Origin of the sequence: Streptomyces fuscichromogenes, from assembly GCF_014645815.1 — a bacterium.
Taxonomy (GTDB): Bacteria; Actinomycetota; Actinomycetes; order Streptomycetales; family Streptomycetaceae; genus Streptomyces; species Streptomyces fuscichromogenes.
This window is the reverse complement of sequence record NZ_BMML01000029.1, coordinates 105,532-126,000: the sequence shown is the minus strand read 5'-3', so window position 1 is coordinate 126,000 and position 20,469 is coordinate 105,532. Positions and strand designations below refer to the sequence as shown.

Below are 20,469 nucleotides of genomic sequence, written 5' to 3'. Positions count from 1 at the left end.
ACCCTCACCACCACCACTAAAGAACCCCCAAACTTCACCCCCCAACCCACACCACAACCACAACCGGAACCCACCAGAACCCCGAACCAGCAACCGCTACCAGCCCCGCCAACGCCCCCCTCAAGCAACCCACCCCGCCCCGCCACCGGACTCCCGCCAAGCCCCTGCACACCGTGACGGACCACCACCGCACCAAACACCCCCACGGCACCGCCGGCCCCCGCGCACAATCCCAACCCACCAACCGGCTCCGGCCTCCTCGCCGGACCGGACGCACCACCGTCGCGCGCATGAAGGTCCCCCACAACCCAGGAGTGGACGGCTGGGCCAGCGGCCCCGCCAACCCCTCGAACAGTCGCTTGACCGGAGCTGGGCCGATCCGTCGGCGCAGGTCACGGAGCGCCTTCTCGGAAGGCTCGGAGACGCGGGAGGTCAGCCCCACGACCAGCTTGGTCCACACGAGTCCGGAACCCAGATGCTCGAAAAGACCCAAAGCAAGGGCGAAGTACACCCCGCCCCGGGAAGGACGGCATCGAAGCCGCCGTTCCAGCGCTCCGGTCTCCTCCAGGACGGCGTCAACCAACTCCGGGGGTACGACCTGTGTTAACTCGCCGAGATGGCCGGGGGCGAACACATAGCTGGTGCTGCCCATGGCGGACTGGGCCACGCTGCCTCTGCTTTCGGGAAGATCTTGGCCGATCCCCCTCGATAGCAGAGCCCGCAGCATTCCGCGCTCCTCTTGACACCGTCTCCGGACCCTTAGCTTCACGGCATTGCGTCATCGCCGCCCACACCCAGCTCCGCCTCCCCCGCCAGGCCGCTGCCGACCTCCGCCGCCCTGGGGAGAGGCCAGCCGAGCCCGGCCGGCTCACCCCGGCCCGGGTCCGCCGGGGGTTCCGGAACCTCCGCCCGCACCTCGCCTGTCCGGCCCGTGCACCCAAACCCTCGCGACCAGGTCCCGGACGGCCTCCCGGCTCGAAGAACCGACGATCCGCCACCCGCTACGACGTGGGCAAAACTTCGAAACGACCCGAGAGCATCACCGAACGAAACCTACTCAGACCAAGCTAAAGCCCTCCAATGGTCCGGGTTCAATGAGACAGGCTGCCCTGCGGCGCTGCCCGGCGTCAGCGAGAGCGGACGGAGTGTGTCGGTGTAGGGCGTGGGTTGAGGTTGGTGCCGACTTGGGAGTAGCCGTGCTTACGTGCGTCCGGTACGCGAGCACCGCTGGACATGACAAATCCTGGCAGATCCGGACGGCAACGATTGCGTTGCAGCCCCGTCCGACACCTACCGGACAGGGCCTTAGCACGGCCGGACCATACCGCGGCCCGCACCAACTTGCGGTTACCGCGCTGCGGCAGCCAGTGCCGCGCGGATGGCGTCCTCGCCGACCGGCTGGCCCTTCTCGTTCGAGTACGGCCCGTAGGGGGTTCCCCACACCGGCGTGCCCGTCGCCTGCCGCCAGCCATCGGCCAGCGATCCCGCGTCCACCACGCTGTACCCGATGGATTCGATGAATTCGGTCACCGCCGCCTTCGCAGACGTGGAGTCCCCGGCGATCGGCAGATACGAGCGGTCGGCCGCCCCCGCCGGGCGGGCGAGTGACAGCAGGTGCTTGAAGAAGATGTTGTTGAACGCTTTCACGAGCATGGCGTCAGGGATGTACCGCAGCAGCAGCTCACTTGAGGTGAGCGACTTGCTGTCGATCTCGGGGATGTGTCCGTCGCGCTCGGGGCCGTAGTTGCACGTGTCGATGACTGTCTTCCCGGCTAGCGGCACAGCCGGCAGGTTGGGGAAGGACTTGACCGGCACCGTGACCACGACGATGTCACCGGCCACCGCTGCCTGCTCGCTCGTCGCCGCGGACGCTCGCGATCCCAGTTGCGCGGCCGTGTCGGCGAGCGTTTCGGGACCGCGCGAGTTGCTCAGCACAACTTGGTGGCCAGCCCCGACCGCGAGTTGTGCGACGGTGATGCCGATGTTGCCGCTTCCGATGAGTCCCACAGTTGTCATTGGGGTTCGGGTCCTCAGATGGCGGGGAAGTAGTGGCCGTTGTCCAAACTGGCGAGCAGGCCTGGCTGGGTGGGTTCCCAGCCGAGGCTCTGGCGGGTGATGAGGTTGGACGCTGGGTAGCTCTGCGTAACGATGCTGGCGAGGAACCCGAAGTATCCGGGCACCATCAGGACGTCGGCGGGGATGCTCACGGCGGGCAGGTCCAGTCGACTGCCGATGGCTTCGGCGAGCTCGCGGAGCGGGACGGCTCCGTCCCCGACCGCGTGCCAATTGCTGCCCGCCGGGCTCTCTTCCAGCGCCAAGCGGAACACGGAGGCGAGATCACGGGCGTGCACGGCGTTCCACAGGTTGGCACCGTCTCCGGGGTAACCGACTACGCCTTTCTCCTTCGCGAGCGCGATCAGCTGCATGAGGAAGCCGGCTTGATCGGTCACGCTGTGCGCGATGTTGGCGATCCGCACGATTGAGGAGCGCACGCCTTGCTCGGCGAGGCCTATGACGGTGGTTTCCACGATGTTGCGGACCCGGAGGGTTCCCGTGTGCTCATCGCCGCCGGGTAGGGCCGGGTCCTCCTCGGTGGCCGGCCGACCCAAGTAGCCGGGCGAGCCGATGCTGCCCGCCGCGACCAGTGGCTTACCGGTCCCCGCGAGCGCTTCGCCGTAGGCAAGCATGATCGGGAGCTCCGCGGCGGCCACGGCATCGATCCCTCCGGAGGGAAGCAGGTCCTGCCTGTGCGCGACGTGGATGACGCCGTCGGAGTTCGCGGCGGCCTCCTTGAGCCCGTCGAGATCCTCGATGTCGCCGCGGCGCACCGTCACGCCGAGCGCGGACAGCGCCGCCGCAGCCGTGTCCGACCGCGCCAGGCCGGTGACCTCGTGCCCGGCGGCGATGAGTTCGGGGATGATGTAGGAACCGGTATGGCCGGTCCCGCCAGTAACGAAAACGTGCACAACGTTGTCCTTGCGAGAGTAGGTGGAAGGCTGCTTTTCGCGTCGCAGATCGGCGGACATGACGCGAGAAGTGGTGTGCGGGCGTGCTCAGCCGACGAGGTCGACGCCAAGGGAGAAGTTGAAGTTCCCCACGCCATGGCGGGCCAGGCTGATCATCACCAGGCCCGCCCCTTCCAACCAGCGGGCCACCTCCAGGCCGCCGGCATCCAACGGGCGCAGCCCGAGTGTCTCGATCAACGTCGAGACACTCGTCTTGGCCTGCATGTCGTCGCCGGCGAGAAGCACGTCCAGCGGGCCGCCCTGGGCCAGGATGTGGCCGAAGACGGTGTTGAACGCCTTCACGACGTGCGCGCTCGCCGGGGCGGCCTTGGCGATCTCCTGTGCACCGGAGGTGTCGTCGGGGGTGACCAGCCCGGTGGCGTCGGGGTTGGAGGTGTTGGTGATGTCGATGATGACCTTGCCGGCGAGCGCGTCTCCGTACTGGGCGACGATCGGCACGGCGCTGGCGTAGGGCACCGCCAGAAACACGAGGTCGCCGACGGGGGTGGTAGCGAACGTCCCGGCCGTGGCACTGCCGCCGAGCTCGGCGGCCAGATCTTTCGCCTTGGCCGCGTCGCGGCCGATGACCTCGACGGCGTTGCCGCCCTCGACCGCGCGGGCGGCTATGGCTCGGGTCATGGTCCCCAGGCCGATGATGCTGATGCTGCTCATGGTGTGCTGCTTTCCGGAGTTGGATAAAACGCCCTTGTCAACCGCGCCGTGTGAGACGGGCTGTGTCGTCCAAGCCATCGAATGAGGCGCCTGGATCAGGCTCGATTCCATGGTTGCCGTCGGCCTGAGCGACTGTCCAAGACCTCTTTTGGCCGGGGCGATACCCTGGAGGTATCGCCGGACCGGGAGGCCCCATGGATCTGGACCTGCGCAAGTTGCGCTACTTCGTCGCCGTCGCCGAGAAGCTGCACTTCGGCCGCGCCGCCGAGCAACTGCACATCGCGCAGCCAGTGCTGAGCCGGCAGATCCGCGCACTGGAACAGGATCTCGGCGCCCCGCTGCTGACCAGGGACAGCCATGGCGTGGTGCTGACTGACGCCGGCCGGCAGCTGCTGAGTGACGCCGGCCCGCTGCTGGCCGCCGCTCACGCGGCCCGCCGCCGGGTGAGCGTGGCCGCGCGGGGCAGCCAGCGGCTAATGGTCGGTTTCCGGGCAGGCATCGCGGTCGCTCCGGCGGTACAGCAATTCGCCAGCCGGCACCCGGACGTTCTGGTCGACGTGCAACGCATCGAAGCCGACGAGCAGGCCTCGATGCTGCTCGACGGCCGCATCGACATCGGCTACGTGCGACTGCCTATCGACGAGGCAGGCCTGCGCGTAGCCCCGCTCTTCGCCGAGCCACGGGTGGCGGTGCTGCCTGCGGGCCACCGGTTGGCCGACAAGGAGGAGGTCACCGAGGCCGACCTGGCCGGCGAACTGCTGGTCTGGCACGCCGACACGAGCACACAGCCCACCAGGCGCCCGCACCCTAACGCCGGGTACGCGGTACGCGGGGTGGACGAAACGCTCGAGCATGTCGCGGCTGGCCGGGGCATCTCGTTCCTGGCCCGTTCAGCGACCGTGTTCTACTCACATCCGGACGTCGTCTATGTGCCCATCCCGGATCTGGCGCCCGACCAGGTGTGCCTCGCGGTGGCGGCATCGCGCACGTCGCCGGTGGTCGATGACTTCTTCACCGCGGCTCAGGCGACGGCCGAGATCACCGCAGAATGTGGGAACTATGAAATGTGGCGGCTTGGGAGCGATGCCGGTTCACAGCACGGTTGAGCAGTCCGAATGGCAACAGCAGTGCCAGAAGGGACACGAGGTGACAGCAACGGCGATGGCGAAGGCGAAGGCGAAGTTGGCACAGAGTGAGAATCAACATCTGCGCACGGCCGCTTCCGAGATGACGAAAACCATGATCTCGTTGAAGTCGCCAAAGGAATTGGCGATCAATTCCGCGAGGCACATCCACTGCTCGACCTCAATCTCACCGAGCATGCGAAGAGTCCGTGCGGATGGCGTGATCTACACCTTGGCCGACTCCCTCGAACGTGACGGCCACGGCACATCGTGCCAGCGCTGGAGGTTCAACGCGAGCAAGTGCTCCGCACACGTCGCGGTCACGAGCGCTTGGTGGCCCCTGGCACAGGTGCCAAAGCCAAGCTCACTCCAGCCGACCGGATTCTGGTCACCGTGCTCCACCTGCGCAAACTCGCCACCATGAACCTTCTGGGCCAACTCTTCGGCGTTACTGCCATGACCATCAGCCGTGCGAAGCAGGAGGTCCGCCCGCTCCTGGAAGCACACGGCCACCACACCAACGCTTCTACCGCCCGCCTCCGCACACCAGCCGACGTCGCGGTAAGCACAGCGGCGTGACCCTCGGACCTGAACCCGGGCGGTCCCACGACGCCGCCGTGCTTGGGCGTACCCGTTGTCGACTGCTGACCTCACCCTCACACGTCCCCATCACGAGCCCGCACCCGCGAGCATCCGTGTGGCACCGACCGGTTGAGCAAGCTGCCTCCCGGCACGGCCCCTTGGCCGTCACGGTCGGCCGACGGGCGCCGACGACTCCGATCGTCCGCTGCCGAACACGCAGCCGGTGGAACGGACGCGGCCATCGTCGTGCAGGGTCTCGATCGAGCATCAGGTCTCGTACCGCCCTCTCGCAGCGGGTGGTCCGGCGGTGCTGACGTCCAGAACCGTCACGCCCAGCACGAGCATCGGCTCGACGCCGACCTCCAGCAGCACCCGCGTCATGATGAACGAGGAGCCGGAACGGGTGTGTTCCTCCCCGCAGGCCCTCCAGCGGATCCGGCAGGGTACCCACAGCCTGTCGTCGACCTGATAGGCCAGAAGTCTGCCGAGCAGGCCGTCAAAGGTCAGGAGGCCCGTGCCGGGCACCGGGAAGTCCGGGGCGAGAGGTCGCACAGGCCCCGTGATCACGGCCCGCACCTGCTGCACAACCGAGTCCGACCGCACCAGAAGGTTCAAGTCCTTGGCGCTTAGCGTCACTTTGGTACCCCATCGCTTCAACAGCGCAGGAATGCCGTCCTTCATCAGACCCAGGAAAAGTGATCTGTCCGTGCCCAGACGCTGTTCTGCTTCTGCACGCAGATCGGGGTGAAACGCGGAGCGTGCGGCGAAGTCCTGGTTACCGGAGAGGAACCAGAGCATCTGGTTCCGGTCCTCGAAAGCGGCGAGCAGGGTCAGCCAGACCACGGTGTCCCGGATGCCGTGGGCTTCGGCCTTGCCGCCGTCTCCGTCGACCGATACGGCTCGGGCGGGGATACGGCGAGCGGCCACTCGGTCCAAGGCCTCCTCCGCGGCGCCCTCGGGCGTCGGCAGGACCGTGAAGAACGCGTGGAGAGCCTCGTGTCGGCGGCGGGCAGCGTCTTGCGGTGAACGCCCTGTCAGCTGCCGGGCCTCGAAGCGGTGGTGCGTGAGATGCTCGATCGCCACCGTCTGGGGCACCGCGAGGGTGTGCCCGTGCAGGTTGGCCGTCGTGTGCAGCATCCTGAACACGCCCCCGTCAGGGAAGCCGACCAGTTCAAGCTGGTCGGTGTCGAGGACGATCAGTGCGCCTCGGTCCGTGTCGGGCAGATAAGGGTTGGTCATGCGTCCCATCCAAGATCCCCTCCGCAGCGTCGAACGCCTGGGCAAGGTCGCCGCCGACGGCGGTCAGGAGCGCGACCTACACGTTCATCTTGCTTGATCGGCTACACCATCTGGCGGCGGTGCACCATCGCGACACATATCACGCAAGCAAGGTCAGCACCGGTGGGTCAGCACCGCCATGTCCGCGCCGAAGCCGACCACCAGGCGCCCGTCGGGCGCCACCGTCAGTCCCCTGATACGGGAAGGAAAGGCGTACTCACCGATCCGCTGCCCTGTGCTCGCGTCCCACATCCACACGGTTCGGTCGCCGCCGGCGACGACAACAGGGCGACCGTCCAGCGTGCCGGTCGCTCCTGCGGACACCTCACTGGTGTGTCCCGTCAGCGGCGGTGCCAGCAGTTCGCCCGTGGCCAGGTCCCACAGATGGATTTCTTCCGTCTTGTGGCCGGTGAGAATGACACTGCGGCCTTCGAGCGTATCGAGGGCCAGGGCGCCTCGTTGCCGCGGCTGCACTCCGATCCATTGACTCGTGGTCAGGTCCCAGACGCGGCCTTCCCCGGTCACACCGACGAAGTGGCCGTCGACTGCCGAGAAGAACGTGATGGACGGGCTGGTGTACTCGCTGGTCGACCGTCCGTGCAGCTCTTCCCGGGTGGTCAGATCCCAGATCCGCACCGTCTTGTGCCGGTTGTCGCGCGTGAGGAGGGTGGGCCGTCCGTCCACCGTCCCCACCGTCAGCAGGCCCACGGCGGTGGTATGGGCGGTCAGGGGCTCACCGAGCTGTCCCTTCCCGTCGAGGTCCCAGAACCGCACCTTCGAGTCCGAGCCGCCGGTGACGATGACGGGACCGCCGTCCACGACGGCCGTGGTGACCCCTTTCACGGAGCCGGCATGACCGGTCAGCCGGTTGCCCGTCTCCCTTTCACCGTCGAGATCCCAGATCCGAACCGATCCGTCGTCGCTGCCGGTGACGGCGAGGTGACGCCTGTTCAGCACCGCCGTCGCCGCTCCCCGCACGGCCGCCTCGTGGCCCGTCAGCGGCGGGAGCAGATGCCGGAGGGTGGACAGATCCCACACCTCGACCGGCCCATGGGCGTACGCGACGAGGGCGGCGGGGCGGTCGTGGAGCACCAGCACGGTCGCCGTTTCCACGGGCATGGCCGCAACCGGGTCACCGACCTGCTCGCGGGTGGCCAGGTTCCAGATATGCACCTCGTAGGCGTTGGCACTGACGGCTGTCAGGCACTCAGACGCCGGGTCGGCCACCAGAAAATGCGCCCTGGCGTTGAGGTCCAGACTGGCGCAGTACCCTGCCTCCCCATCGCCGTCACTGCCGTCTTCCCTCCTCCGGTCGTACGCCTGGTCCGTGAACACGGGAGGCCCCTCGGGAGGGTCGCCGAGGGCGGCGAACTCCCTTCCCGTGACCAGGTCCCATACCCGGACGGTTTCCTCCCCCGTGATCAGGTCCGTCGCCCCGAGTTCCCTGGAGTGGCTGGTGACAGCGACGGGATGGCCGTACAGCACCGCCGTCGCCAGAGCGGACACAAAACCGGTGTGTATGGTCAGCGGCTCACTGTGCTGGGAGAGGGTGGCCAGATCCCACACTCTGACCGCGTTGTCGACACAGGCGCCGACCAGGACCGGCCGGCCCCCGACCAGTCCCGTGGCCAGCGATTTCACCCGGGAATCATCGTCGGCGTGGCACACACCGAGCAGCCCTCCCCCCGCCAGGTCCCACACCCGAACGGCTTTGTCGTAGCCACTGGTGACGGCGACGGGACGACCGTCCACCACTGCCGTCGCCAGAGCTTCTACGGCGCCGGTGTGAGCGGACACGGCCGTGCCGAGCCGGCTGCCCGTGGCCAGATCCCACCCGTGCAGCGTGCCGTCCTCGCAACCGGCGACAGCGAGGCCAAGGCCCTCCGCGACCACGGTCGCCAACACACCCACCTTGGCCGGTACAGGCAACGCGTACCGAAGCCGGGAGTCCAGGTCGCCGCCGGTCGCCCACTGCACGACCCAGGGGTCAGCCCTTTCCTTGCGGACTGCGACCTTGGCGATGTTTCCCGCCAGCTCCCGGTTCCCGTACCGGGCGGCGTCCAGCGCCAGTAGCTGCCGCCGCGCCCCCGCACCGGCATCACGGTGCACGTGCCCCGACGCCCGGTACACCGCGGCCGCCAGCAGTTCCTCCTGCGAGGCGGCGCCGTCCAAGCCCGCGAGAATCAGCCCCGGGTCGCCGTGCACCAGCCATCCAGGATCGGTCAGCCGCCCCCTCGTCGCCGCGACCTCACGGGCCGGACCACTGCTTTCGAGTTCACCGGACATAACCGGCATGGTAGCCGCGTCGCCCTCTTCGACTGTCCGGGCGCTTACGCCGAAGAAATGTCCCGTAGCAAAATACGTGCTTCCACGCGCACCCCCGCCGATGTGGCCCGATGCGACCAGAATGTCAGGTACGCCGTCTTCTCGGGGCTCGGATCCCGGGGCCGATCGACACGTGCGCGACGAGCTTCGAAGACCGCTGCCCGGGGCCGGCGGACTCGGTCCGGGCCAAGGGGCCGTCGATCGGATGACGAGCTGGGCGGAAGACCGGCGACACCGAGCCGCCGCCTGATTGTCAGTGCCTCCTGCGAGACTCGTCCCATGATTCCGAAGCTGCCCTTGGACAGCCCTCGTTGGCGTGATCTTGACGGTGTGAAGGCCGAGGAGGTGGAAGCACTCCTGGAGCAGTTGGCCTCCGCGGCTGCCACCGGGAGCGGTGACGCGTGGCGGCGGACCTGGACGGACCTGTCCGGCGGGCTGATGGACGACGGAGTCGTCTCCGACGGGGCCTATGCGGCCCTGCCCCATCTCGTCGAGGCGGCGGCGGTGCTGCCTCCGGGACAGACCGTCGACTTCTGGGTGGACCTGGGATTCATCGTGACCGCCGATTACCGGCCTCCCGTCCCGGCCGATCTGGAGGCGGGGTTCGGCGCCGCACTGGGTCTGGCCGAGCGGGCGGCCACCCGGAGCCTCCTCGCGGCCGACACTCCCGCGCAGGTCTGCGCCCACCTCGTGCTCTCCTGCGTGGCCTTCGCCGGCCACCACACGGGCGAGGCGCTGGGACGGCTCCTCGACCCTCGGGGAAGCGGCCTTCTGCTGGTGTGTCCGGGGTGCGGGAGCGACACCGAGATTCCCGAGTTCTTCGTGGACCCGGCGCGTCCGCCCTTCGAGGCTCCGGGGCTGCCTGATCCCGCCCCTGCCCGGCACGAAGGGCATCCCTGGGGGGAGGCCGCCGAGGCCTTGCGGGAGGGGGCGCTGGGGGAGGGGTGGGAGCCCTTCCTGCGGGTGGCGCGCGACGTCGCGGTGGCAGGGGTGTCCCCCGAAACACCAGGACAGGCCGTCCTGTGCCTGGTCGCCGGCATGGTCGCGGTCAGGGGCACCCCACAACGGGCCGCAAGGGAACTGGCCCGCCAACTGATGTCGCTCACCGGATACTTCCGCTGCTGGGACTGCGAGCAGACATGGACGTTCGCCGACGGTCTGGCGGAGAACCCGGACGGTGCGCGCCCCCAGCACCGTTCGACGGCGGCGTGGACGGACTCCGACGGGGCGGCTGCCACGGTGGAGTCGGCGCCGGCCGGAGGAACGGGTGAAGCGGTGTCTCGGTTCCGGCGGGACGGGAACGCGGTGCTCGCGTCCGACGGCACACCCTGGGGCCGTATATCGGTGTTCTCCGATTCCGCGCCCGGTTCGTCCGGGGGCGTCGAGGCACTGGCGGTGGTGTCCCGCCCCGGTCGGCCGACCCTCGTGGCCGGTGCCGGGGACAAGGGCGTCGTGTGCCTGTGGGACGTGACCGACGGCCGGCTCGTCCATGACCCGCTGCCAGGACATCCTGACGCCGTCCGCGCGATGACGGCCCTGCCCCTGCCGGACGGCCGTGTCCTGCTGGCGAGCGGAGGCGACAGCGGGACGATCGCCTTGTGGGATCCCGGCAGCGGGCAGCCGGTTCGCGAACCTGTCGGCGACTGGCCCGGCGGGGTGACCGGAATGTGTGCCGCGACCGTCCCCGACGGCCGCACCCTGCTCGTCACCGCCACCCCCCGAGGCGCGGTCCGGCTGTGGGAACCGGACAGCGGTGAGTGCGTCGGGCGCCTCAACCCCTATGGCAGTCCGATCCGGTCGATCGCCGCCGTCCCGATCGCCGCCGGTCACGCGCTGATCGCGGCCTCGGACACCGCGGGCCGCGTTCACGTGTGGGATCCCGCCGTCGACGACCCCTGGGAACGGGGCGCGGCCGTGCAACTCAGCGCGCGTGCGCTCGCCGATGCCGACCACCGGGTGGCGGCCGTGGCGGCTGTGCCCACTGCAGACCGCACCCTGCTGGCCACGGCGGACGACCGTGGCGTGGTCCTGCTGTGGGATCCCGCCACGGGGGCCCCGACGGGCGATGGTCTGCCCGGCTCCACAGGCACCGCGGGCCCGCCGGTCATCACCGCCACCACCCTGCACGGCGGCCGCACGGTCCTGGTCGCCGGAGTCCGAAGCGGTCAGCTGCTACGGGTGTGGGAGCCCAAGACCGGCGCGGTGCAGCGCATCACCCTGGACGTGGCACTCACCTGTCTGGCCACGGCTGGCTCGGACCTGGTCGTCGGACACGTCGGCGGAGTCCTCGGCCTCCCGCTGCCGGGCGTCGGGTAGGGCGAGGCGGGCGCGGTCAACTGGCTGTGGGGTCAGGTGAATTCATGGTTGCGCGGCTGAAAAGCGACATGTCAGGGTTCGGTGCATTGTCGGCTTCGGCGGTGTGGTCGTCCGCACGGTGTCAGGCGAACGGCGGAGGGCGGACGGTGCTGAGCGGGGAGGGGAAGCAATGACTGGTGTCGAGGTGAGCGACAGAACGCTGTGGAGGGTGCAAGGCGGGGGCGTGCTGTACCACATGCTGGCGATGGCCGACGGCGCCGTCTATGTGATTGACGATTCCTTCGATCTGGTGGCGATCGACGCGGACACCGGACAGCGCCGCTGGACCCTGAGCGACGACTCCGTGATCGGAACATCGCCTGCGGCAGGCGACGGCGTCGTGTGCTTCGCCGACATCGCCGGCCGTCTGACGGCGGTCGACGCCGCGACCGGCGAAGTGCGTTGGAAGTGGAGACCGCGCTGGTCGAAGATGTCGACGCCGACGGTGGCGGACGGCATCGTGTACTCCGTTGCGCACGACTGCAGGATGTGGGCGGTGGACGGGCTCACCGGCCGACCTGTGTGGAAGGTCAGGCTGGCGGACCTTCGCACGTCCGGCAACCCACGGCCGGCAGTGTCCCAAGGTGTCCTGTACGCGCCCGTGGGCGGGCATCTGCTGGCCCTGGACGCCGCCACCGGAAACAGGCGATGGGACGTCTGTCCCCTCGGGGGTGTTCGACAGACGCCGACAGTGGTCGGCGGCGGCGTGTATGTGGGCAACTACAAAGGCATGGTCGCGATGGACGCGGCGACCGGCGGGGAACGCTGGCGGCTGTACCCCGGGGCAGTGGTGTGGGCGAGCCCCGCGGTCGCCGAGGGCATCGCGGTCGCCGGTGTCGAGGGCTGGTATCTGGTCGCGGTGGACACCGCCACCGGTCGGGAGAGGTGGCGGCTGAAGACCCGCGGTGAGATCTACGAGACGCCGGCGATCGCCGACGGCACGGTGTACGCGGGCAGCAACGACGGGCGCCTGTGGGCGGTGGATGCGGCCACCGGTGAGACACGATGGAAGGTCAGGACCACCCAGCCGGTGCACGCCACGCCGTTGGTGAGCGGCGGCACGGTGTACTTCGACAGCCTGGACGAGCACCTCTACGCCGTACGGGCCCATCGGCCGGGTGAAGCACCCGCCGAGGACCACCGCGCCACATCCGCCCGTCCGGCACCGGCGATCCCCCCTCGGGAATCCGTTCCGGCAGGCCCCGCTCCGATCAGCGGCACCGTACGCTGGCGGGTGCAGGTCCCGGACGCGGGGGCCTACACGGTGGCCGTCGCCGACGGCGTCGTGTACCAGCCCACCCACCGTGACCTGCTGGCGCTGGACGCCGCCACAGGCCAGGAACGGTGGCGACTGACGTCCGCCCTCCCGTTCCACTCGTCACCGTTGGTCGTCGACACCACCCTCTACATCCGCAACGGGAAACACCTGTGGGCCGTGGACACGGTCACCGGTCACGTGCGGTGGAAGCGTGCGACCGACTACCTGGGAGACACCCGGCCGGCGGTGGCCGACGGCACGGTGTACCTGGCCGTCGGCGACGGACTGTGGGCCCTGGACGCGGCCACCGGCCGCAGGCAGTGGAAGCAGCGGCTCAGGCCGCGCCGGCCGCGCTCCTACCAGCAGTTCACCTCCCCCGCGGTGGCCGACGGCCGGGTCTACGTCTCTCACCCCCGTGACTCCCTGTGGGCGCTGGACGCCGCCACGGGAAGCAGACTCTGGCAGGTGAGGACCTACGCCTCAGCTCACGCCGCACCCGTCGTGGCCGACGGCACCGTCTATGCCGGCCGTCGCCATGGCCTGATCGCGTTGGACGCCGTCAGCGGTGAACAGCGGTGGGAGCGCCCCTTCGGCGATCCGACGTGGTCCACGCCCACGGTCGTCGACGGGACCGTGTACATGGGCAGCGACGGCTGGTACCTGTGGGCCGTGGACGCGGCCACCGGGGAGGAACGCTGGAGGCAGGAGACCGGAGCCGCTCGTGAGTCGTCGGCGGCGGTGGCGGACGGGACCGTGTACATCGGCAGCGAGGACCAGTCGCTCTGGGCGGTGGACGCGGCCACCGGCGAGGAACGCTGGCGTCTGCAGACCGGCGGGGAGGTGCATGCGACGCCCGTGGTGGCGGACGGGACCGTGTATGTCGGCAGCGAGGACGATGTCCTGTACGCGATTCACACCTGACGCCCTGTGTCCCCTTCCCCCACGGGAAACGATCACTCGCCGGACGGGGAAGGATCTTCGACCCTCCGCGGGACCAGTGGTCACACGTACTCATGAACACCCCAATGGACACGGCAGCGCTGCCAGGAGGCGCCGAGCATGACCTTGCGGACCGCGGCGACCAGGCGGACCCCGGACAGGCCGCGCTCGCGCAGGGATCGCAGGAACTCCTTCCAGAACGTCTCGCTCTCGCTGTCGCCGACCATCAGCCCGAGGACCTCGCGGTTGCCGTCCTCGGTGATGCCGGTGGCGACCACGCGGTCAGCGGCTCGTCCAGGGCCTGGCAGATCCGTGAGACCTCGGACTTGGAGATACCGCTGTCGCCGCCGAGGGCTTTTGCCAGGTCATCCACGCTGCGGGTGGAGACACCGTGCACGTATGCCTCCTTGACGACGGCGTAGAGGGCCTGGTCGATGCGGCGCCGGCGTTCCAGCAGGGAGGGGAAGATGCTGCCGGTGCGGACCTTGGGGGTCTCCAGGTCCAGGTCGCCGGCCAGCATGGTCAGCACCTTCTCCCGGTGCCCGTTGCGGATGTTGGTCCGCATCTGCGTGTGCTCGATCAGCTCCTGCACCATCCGCTCGGCGACGGCGCGGATCAGCTCGATGACGGCTTCATAGCGGGCACCGGCCTGGCTCTCGGCGGCCCAACATCACCCTGACCAGCTGAAGTCAGTACTCACCGGCAGAACTACGGCCTCACCACTCGATCGCAGCCGTCACGTGGAGTCCTGCTGCACTCGTAGCGCATGCGGAATGACCGGACGGCCCGGCCATCGCGTCGATGGAGTGGCCGGGCCGTCGCGGCAGCAGGTGGCTCAGGCCGTCCGTACCGCCTGCTCGAACGTGGGCCTCGGCAGTCGCTCGCGGAACGAACCCTCGGTCGGGTAGCCGATGTTCACCAGGAGGATCGAGCGCCAGCGGCCGTCGTCGAAGAACTCCTTGTCCACCGCCTCCGCGTTGAAGCCCTTCATCGGACCGGCGACCAGCCCGGTGGCGCGGACCGCGAGAATGAAGTAGCCGGCCTGTAGGTTGGCGTTGAAGTCGCCATGGGTGATCCGCAGTTCGTCGTTGGCCTCCAGCATGGACCGGAAGTTCGGATTGGACGGCGCAAGCTCGGGCACGAACTCCGGGTACTGGGTGTCCACCGCGATCACGGCGGTGACCGGTGCGGACGCGGTCTGTTCCTGGTTGGGCTTGGCGACGCAGGGCAGCAGTCGCTCCTTGCCCTCCGGTGTGCGCACGTACAGCACTCGCATCGGGTTGATGTTGGCCGAAGTGGGCGCCCACTTGACCAGCTCGTACACGGCCCGCAGGCGCTCGTCGGACACCGGTTCGGAGCTGAATTCGTACCCGGTCCTGGCGTCGGTGAATAACAGTCGCCTTCCCTCGGGCGACAATTCGTAGAGGTGTGAGAGGTCTGCGGAAGTCGAGGTGGTCTCAGTCACGGTATTCTTCCTTTCCCTTGTGTGAGTGGTGAGTCAGTCGGCGTCGTGCGGCCGACCAGGTGTCGAGCTGGCAGGGCAGTTCGTCCCGGCGCTTCACGTTGAGTTTGCGGAAGATCCGGGTGAGGTGCTGTTCGACGGTGCTGGGCGTGATGTAGAGCTTCGCGGCGATCTCGAGATTGGTGTCGCCCTCGACGGCGAGCGCGGCGACCCGGAGTTCCTGCCCGGTCAGCAGGGACAGTTTCTCCTCCTCGGCGCGGGCCAGTTCGACCGTCTTGGCTTCCTGGTCGTACAGGCTGGCTTCGTCGCACAGCGGCTGTGCACCGGCGGCCTCGGCGAAATGCAGGGCGCGTCGCGCGGTGCGGCGGGCCTTGAGCTGGTCGCCGGATTGGCGGAGGGCGATACTGAGGTCCGTCAACACGCGCGCCAACTCGTACTTGTCGCCACAGTCCTTGAGCACGTCGACGGCGTCGGTGAGCAGCTGAGGTCGCCGGGTGTCCCGGCTGACGCGCGCGAGCACCCGCATGGCCTGCCCACGGGCGCGGCCGCTGCTCGGTGGCAACATCGCCAGCTGGTCGCGCAGCAGCCGCCGCGCCTGCTCCGGGTTGCCGTGCCGGGACCACGCCTCGGCAGCGCTGGTCCGCCACGGCACCACGCCGGTGTCGCGGGCTCCCCACCCTTCGGCCAGGCTGCCGCAGGCGAGGAAGTCCGCCAGCGCGGCCTGCGGCAGCCCGACGGCCAACCGGTAGTGCCCGCGCGCGTGCAAGAAGTGCAGTCCGTAGCGGCTGCGCAGCGCGCTCTCCGGCACGGGTAGGCCGAGCAGGCGCTTCGCGGCGGCCAAGTCGCCCATGCGAACTGCCGCGTGGACCGCGCAGCCGACCGGTAGCCCCACCAGGATGCCCCAGCCCTGGACCGGGATCTCTGCGAGCGCCGTGACGGCCTGGCCGAACGCCCCGGGCAGGTTGCCCTGCCGTAACAGGGCTTCGGCCCGAATGGCCATGAACACCGCGTGCCACGTGGGCATTTCGGCGTCACGTGCTTCGTTCAGCAGCCGGTCGGCGTGCGCGACGGCGGCTTCGAGGTGGTCGGTGTAGACCAGTGTGAGCAGCGCCAGCGCGGCGGTTTCCCCGCTCCACAGGGAATCGTGGTCGAGCGCCAGGGACTGGAGCACCAGTTCGGCGTCGGCCACGCCCGGGTCGGCGGGCCCGCCGGCCAGGCCTCTGGCCAGACTCGAAGCCGAGTGCAGCCACGGCTCCGCGAGGGCCGAGGAGGGAGGTGACGTCGCCGTCCTACGCTCGAATGTGTGCTGTGGGAAGGTGAACGCCAGCCACTGCACAAGATCGTTCAGATCGCCGTCGTCCGGCGTCCGGCCGACCGTGGACAACAGCGGTTCGATGGCGTCGATCTGCCCGAACCACGCCGCTCGCCAAGCCAGATCGAGGATGTCACGTGGGCTCGACCAGCCGGCTGCGCTGTCCTTCAGCTGCGACTCCACGTGCCGAGCGGCGGCGAGGGGCTTGAGCTGCCACTCCAGGCGGCTGAGCCGGGCCTCGACGGCGGCGCGCGCCGCCGGATCCCGTTCGGCGCGGCTGGCCATCTTCACACATTCCAGGGCGAGCCATACCCGGTTGAGAGCAAGCGCCTCGCTGGCCGCATCGAGCAGGAGCCCGGCGGACCAGGGCAGTTCGTGCTCGTCCGCCTGAATCAACTGGCGTGCCACGTCCAGCGCCGGCGCCCCTTCGTCATGCAGCAGCAGCGCCGCCCGCCGGTGCAGGCCCGCACGGGACTCGGCCGACATGTCAGAGAGCACCGCCCGAGCGGCCGAGGGATGCCGGAACGCCTGCAGATCGAGCAGGCCCGCGTTCGTCAACGGCAGCAGGTTCATGTCCACGCGGTCGACGGCGGCCAGTTCGGCCACCCGCTCCGCTGTCGCCTGCCCACCGAGCACCGCCAGCGCCCGGACCACCTCGACGCTCTCCGGTGGACAGCGGCGCAGGCACTCCACGAACGCCTGGGCATACCCCTGCGGGTAGCCGGTGCCGGTGGCCTCGTATGCCCGGACGAGATACTCCAGCACCAGCGGGTTCCCCGCGCTGAGCGCCATGAGGTCGGCCGGGAGGGATTCCGCCGCGGCTTTGCCCACCCGGCGGGCGGCGGCAAGGCGTACGCCGTCCTCGCTGAGGCGGTTCAGGACCACCCGCTGGAGGTTGGGCCGCATCAGCAGGCCGGTGGGCATCCGCCAGCCGAGCGGATGCCGGCTCTCGTCGGCGGTCAGCACCACGAGGACACGGCCGGCGCTCGCGGTGGGCAGCAGGTGCAGCAGGGCGTTCAGTGAGTCGGTGTCGAGGTGATGGATGTCGTCGATGACGAGCAGAACCGGCACGGATTCGGCCAGGTCAACCAGATCTGCGGCCAGCTCGCACAGTTGTCTGATCAGTGCCGGGCCGTCGGCTTGGCCGATGCCCTCACGCAGTGCCAGCAGTCGACGGCCGACGGCGGTTCTGAAAAGATTCGGAACCGCCACGTTGCGAAACAGCCGATCCAGTATGCCAACGTTCAACGTGCGCTCATCCGGATGGATATGGACACCGAAGGCTAAGACACCCTCGGACTCCGCCTTCTCCAAAAAGCGCCAGACGACCGCACTCTTGCCTGTTCCGATCGCGCCCTCCACCAAAACCATCCGGACCCGGCCCTCGCTCGACCGGCGCAGCGCCACGTCGAGTGCGGCCGCCGCCTTCTCCCGTTCGACGAGTTCGTCGATGGCGTCGTCGATATGCTGGACCGTCGTCACCGCTTGTTGTGTGCCACAAGCTCGTCCTACCGCCATACGCATCACGCCTCCTCAAGATCAAGCGGATCACACGATTCCTATCGCGGCAATGCCCATAAAGGCACTCCTGTGTTCATGTGGGTGCACGTCGAGGGCGATGGCGAACCGGCGGCGGCCGAACGCTCCAGGCATCCCTGATCGAGGCCCGGGAGAGTGCGCGGGGATGCCGGGCTGATGCGTGCACAGCGGAGTTGGGTGGTCAAAGGGGCAGCTAGGGCATCGCCCGGTCATCCGCGACGGCCGTCGTCACAGGCGTGGGGTTGGGCATCGGTGCGGGCACGGACGAGCGCAAGTGGTGCTCGCCGGCGGTCCTGCCGCCCTGGGCACGGAAGTCCTCGAAGACCGGCGGCGTGTCGGGCAGTTCGTCCGCCCTGCTTCTGAGCCGACGGCCATCGCGCGTGGTCAGGGTCCTGGGCGGACCTGCTTCCAGGCACAGTGGGCAAGAGGAGCAACACGCGCACGCAGTACGCGGCCGAGTCCGAGGAGGTGCGCCGCAGGAGGTCTGCGGTGCGCGTTCCGGGCCGCGCGTGTCCGCCTCTTCCGCTTCATCGAGGTCGAGGACAACCGCTCGCGACTGCCAAAGCGTCCCGTCCAGGGGTGGGCCGACCCATGCGGTACCAGGGCCTTGGCAGCGCAAGACCTCGCCCTCGCCGTGCAGCCACCCGCTGTCCGAGGTCGGGGGGAGCCTCCCCCCTCAGGTGAACTCCCTTGCCGGTGGACAACGTGAATGGGCCGCCCGGTGCGGGCGGTATGTTTCACCGCTGCATACGTCTCTCAGGGGTAGAGGTGGAAGCCGCGACCACTCTTGCGCCCGGTCAGGCCGCACTCGACCATGCGCAGCAACAGGGGCGGCGGTGCGCAAGCCGGGTCCTTCGACTGCGCGTACATCGCCTCGCCGACGGCGACGATCACCTCCAGGCCGATCAGGTCCAGCAGCGCGAGCGGCCCCATGGGGTGGCCGCAGCCCAGCGTCATGCCCCGGTCCACGTCCTCGGCGCTGACGCCCCCCGCGTCCAGCATCCGCACGGCGTTGAACAAGAACGGCACCAGCAGCGCGTTGACCGCGAAGCCGGGCCGGTCCTTGACCCGGATCACCTGCTTGCCCAGGGCCCCGGTGACGAACGACTCGGCCCGGTCGCAGGTGGCCGCCGAGGTGCACAGCGACCCGACGATCTCGACCAGCGGCATCTTCGGCACCGGGTTGAAGAAGTGGGTGCCGACCACGCGGCCCGGGTCGCGGGTGACGCTGCCCAGGCTCATGATCGGGATGGACGAGGTGTTCGACGCCAGCACGGCCTCCGGGTCCTCGACCACTGCGTCCAGCACCCGGAACACGTCCTGCTTCGCCGGCAGCGACTCGCTGATCGACTCCAGTACGAGCTGACGGTCCTCCATCGACTTCAGGTCGGTGCCGAAGGACACCCGGGCCACGGCCGCATCCCGTTCGACTTCGCCGATCCGCCCCTTGGCCCACTGGCGGTCCATCGATTCCGCCAACCGACGTTGGGCGCGCTCGGCACTGGCCAGGCACGATGCCACCACCCGCACGTCCAGGCCGGCCAGGGCGCAGACGTCCACGAGTCCGCCGCCCATCGCGCCGGTGCCGACCACGCCCACCCGTTCGATCACGGTCACGCGGGGCCACCGCCCCAGCGCAGCAGGCCGTTGCCCACCGACATGCCGGACCCGAACGCCGACAGCAGCACCAGGCCGCCCGGTTCGACGGTGCCCTCGCGGACAGCGTGGTCCAGGCCGATCGGCACGGAGGCGGATCCGATGTTGCCGTACTGCTCGACCACTTGGACCAGTGGTGTGCCGGCCAGCCCGCAGCGCGCCGCCAACTCCTGGATGAGCACGCCGTTGGCCTGGTGCGGCACGAAGCAGTCGATCTCCTCGACGCTCACGCCGGCGTCGGCGAGCAGTTTGTCCACGCTGGGCGGGATGTTCTCCAGCACGAACTCGCGGACCGCACGGCCCTGCATGCGCAGAAAGTGGCCGCCTGCGGCGACCGACTCGGGCGACGCCGGCGATCGGCTGCCGCCCGCGGGAATGCGCAGCAGGTCCTGTGCGTCGCCGCGGGTGCTCAGGTCGATGCCGAGGATGCCGTGTCCTTCCGTGACAGCGCCCAGGACCACTGCGCCGGCCCCGTCGCCGAGCAGTACGGCGGACCGGCGGTCGCTGAAATCCAGGAAGCGGGAGTAGACGTCCACACCGATCAGCAGGACGTGTGCGCCGGGGCGTGCGGTGATCAGGCCCCGGGCCACTTCGAGGCCGTAGACGAAACCCGCGCAGACCGCGTTGAGGTCGAAGCAGGCGGCCGAGTCCGCGCCGACCAGCTGTTGCACGACGCTCGCGGTGGGCGGCAGCGGGTAGTCGCCGGTGGACGTGCAGACGATGATGTGGTCCACCCGGTCGGCGGTGAGGCCGGCGTCCGCCAGTGCGGCCTGCGCGGCGCCCGCGGCAAGATCCGAGGCGGCCTCGTCCGGGGCCGCGTAGCGCCGGCTGCGGATGGCGGTCTTGCGGAGGATCCATTCTGCGGTGGTGTCCGGGATCCGGGCGGCGAGTTCGTCGTTGCCGACTTCGCGGGCCGGCACGTACGCCCCGGTGCCGAGGATGCCGATGGCAGAGGTCATCGT

Annotated in this window: 13 protein-coding genes and 4 pseudogenes; 5 read left to right on the top strand and 12 right to left on the bottom strand. The window is 69.2% G+C overall.

Features of this window, described 5'->3' with window-relative positions; translation table 11 throughout:
- Positions 1-304: 304 nt before the first annotated feature.
- Positions 305-652, bottom strand: a pseudogene (locus IEZ11_RS42055) (transposase domain-containing protein); the annotation flags it as partial.
- A gap of 125 nt (positions 653-777) precedes the next feature.
- Here IEZ11_RS42055 and IEZ11_RS52105 point away from each other — a divergent pair.
- Positions 778-1,071 (top strand): annotated as a pseudogene (locus tag IEZ11_RS52105) (NF041680 family putative transposase); the annotation flags it as partial.
- Between the two features lie 276 nt (positions 1,072-1,347).
- On the opposite strand, the gene IEZ11_RS42050 reads toward IEZ11_RS52105, so the two are convergent.
- The 3 genes from IEZ11_RS42050 to IEZ11_RS42040 all read right to left on the bottom strand — a co-directional run bounded on the left by IEZ11_RS42050 (position 1,348) and on the right by IEZ11_RS42040 (position 3,677).
- Entirely contained in the window at positions 1,348-2,007 is a 660-nt protein-coding gene (locus IEZ11_RS42050; RefSeq protein ID WP_189268329.1) for an NADPH-dependent F420 reductase, read from the bottom strand.
- Positions 2,008-2,030: 23 nt separating this feature from the next.
- Positions 2,031-2,966, bottom strand: coding sequence for an SDR family oxidoreductase (locus IEZ11_RS42045; RefSeq protein ID WP_189268342.1), 936 nt, complete (start codon positions 2,964-2,966; stop codon positions 2,031-2,033).
- 87 nt (positions 2,967-3,053) lie between these two features.
- A complete protein-coding gene (locus IEZ11_RS42040) occupies positions 3,054-3,677 on the bottom strand; it encodes an NADPH-dependent F420 reductase (RefSeq protein ID WP_189268328.1) in 624 nt (207 codons plus the stop codon).
- A gap of 194 nt (positions 3,678-3,871) precedes the next feature.
- Between IEZ11_RS42040 and IEZ11_RS42035 the strand changes: the two genes are divergently transcribed.
- Positions 3,872-4,783 carry a LysR family transcriptional regulator gene (locus tag IEZ11_RS42035; RefSeq protein WP_189268327.1) on the top strand — a complete coding sequence of 304 codons (912 nt, stop codon included), beginning with the start codon at positions 3,872-3,874 and terminating at the stop codon, positions 4,781-4,783.
- Positions 4,784-4,876: 93 nt separating this feature from the next.
- On the opposite strand, the gene IEZ11_RS52100 is transcribed toward IEZ11_RS42035, so the two are convergent.
- On the bottom strand, positions 4,877-4,999 hold the full coding sequence (locus IEZ11_RS52100) for a hypothetical protein (RefSeq protein ID WP_268239956.1): 123 nt from the start codon (positions 4,997-4,999) through the stop codon (positions 4,877-4,879).
- 69 nt (positions 5,000-5,068) lie between these two features.
- On the opposite strand from IEZ11_RS52100, the pseudogene IEZ11_RS52095 reads away from it, so the two are divergent.
- A pseudogene (locus IEZ11_RS52095) lies at positions 5,069-5,380 on the top strand (transposase family protein); the annotation flags it as partial.
- Between the two features lie 270 nt (positions 5,381-5,650).
- On the opposite strand, the gene IEZ11_RS42025 reads toward IEZ11_RS52095, so the two are convergent.
- Positions 5,651-6,631: a hypothetical protein gene (locus tag IEZ11_RS42025; RefSeq protein ID WP_189268325.1), complete on the bottom strand. Its 981-nt coding sequence runs from the start codon at positions 6,629-6,631 to the stop codon at positions 5,651-5,653.
- 144 nt (positions 6,632-6,775) lie between these two features.
- On the bottom strand, positions 6,776-8,947 hold the full coding sequence (locus IEZ11_RS42020; protein ID WP_189268324.1) for a WD40 repeat domain-containing protein: 2,172 nt from the start codon (positions 8,945-8,947) through the stop codon (positions 6,776-6,778).
- A 318-nt stretch (positions 8,948-9,265) separates the two neighbouring features.
- Here IEZ11_RS42020 and IEZ11_RS42015 point away from each other — a divergent pair, with 318 nt between their 5' ends.
- Together IEZ11_RS42015 and IEZ11_RS42010 are read left to right on the top strand one after the other, a co-directional pair.
- Positions 9,266-11,302, top strand: coding sequence for a WD40 repeat domain-containing protein (locus IEZ11_RS42015; protein ID WP_229713686.1), 2,037 nt, complete (start codon positions 9,266-9,268; stop codon positions 11,300-11,302).
- A gap of 184 nt (positions 11,303-11,486) precedes the next feature.
- Positions 11,487-13,520, top strand: a complete 2,034-nt coding sequence (locus IEZ11_RS42010; protein ID WP_189268323.1) for an outer membrane protein assembly factor BamB family protein — start codon at positions 11,487-11,489, stop codon at positions 13,518-13,520.
- A gap of 101 nt (positions 13,521-13,621) precedes the next feature.
- On the opposite strand, the pseudogene IEZ11_RS42005 reads toward IEZ11_RS42010, so the two are convergent.
- The 5 genes and pseudogenes from IEZ11_RS42005 to IEZ11_RS41985 all read right to left on the bottom strand — a co-directional run.
- A pseudogene (locus IEZ11_RS42005) lies at positions 13,622-14,163 on the bottom strand (transposase); the annotation flags it as partial.
- A 210-nt stretch (positions 14,164-14,373) separates the two neighbouring features.
- Positions 14,374-15,003, bottom strand: coding sequence for a malonic semialdehyde reductase (locus IEZ11_RS42000; RefSeq protein WP_189268322.1), 630 nt, complete (start codon positions 15,001-15,003; stop codon positions 14,374-14,376).
- Positions 14,996-17,794 (bottom strand): helix-turn-helix transcriptional regulator, encoded by a 2,799-nt coding sequence (locus IEZ11_RS41995; protein WP_189268321.1) that lies wholly within the window; start codon positions 17,792-17,794, stop codon positions 14,996-14,998. Before IEZ11_RS41995 ends, IEZ11_RS42000 begins: the two co-directional genes overlap by 8 nt.
- A gap of 813 nt (positions 17,795-18,607) precedes the next feature.
- On the bottom strand, positions 18,608-19,468 hold the full coding sequence (locus tag IEZ11_RS41990; RefSeq protein ID WP_189268320.1) for a 3-hydroxybutyryl-CoA dehydrogenase: 861 nt from the start codon (positions 19,466-19,468) through the stop codon (positions 18,608-18,610).
- Positions 19,465-20,466, bottom strand: coding sequence for a 3-oxoacyl-ACP synthase III family protein (locus tag IEZ11_RS41985; RefSeq protein WP_189268319.1), 1,002 nt, complete (start codon positions 20,464-20,466; stop codon positions 19,465-19,467). Before IEZ11_RS41985 ends, IEZ11_RS41990 begins: the two co-directional genes overlap by 4 nt.
- Positions 20,467-20,469 lie beyond the last annotated feature (3 nt).